We start from the raw sequence: 341 nt of genomic DNA, 5'->3' as shown, positions 1-341 counted from the left end.
GCGACAGAACAATGAAATCACTTACTCTAAAGTTCACGGACAATACTTTTACACTCTGGGAAGTATCCGAAAACTTATGGAATTTAATGTAGTAAAAAGTACAGAGGATTACTTAGAAAACCTAACCCAAAAAGCACATTCGTATGTTAAAAAAGGAAGACCTATTAAGTAAAACGAATGACGGACTGGAAGTATTTCGTTATTATGTTTCAGGGAATTGGAAAGTGGGGCAAAACTTTAAAAACCCTTTTTATGATGATAAAAATCCCTCTTGTAATATTTACAAGGATAAAAAAACAGGCATCTATCGGATTAAAGATTTTGGGGATCCTCGTTTTAAT

The 341-nt window shown here is 33.1% G+C and carries 1 protein-coding gene; it reads left to right on the top strand.

The window, feature by feature from the left end:
• Positions 1–143: 143 nt before the first annotated feature.
• On the top strand, positions 144–341 hold a 198-nt coding region (locus VQ048_RS12820), incomplete at its 3' end, for a hypothetical protein (RefSeq protein ID WP_327611999.1).

The organism is Bergeyella anatis, from assembly GCF_036016955.1.
GTDB lineage: Bacteria > Bacteroidota > Bacteroidia > Flavobacteriales > Weeksellaceae > JAYWXI01.
This window is presented reverse-complemented; position numbering and strand designations above follow the sequence as displayed.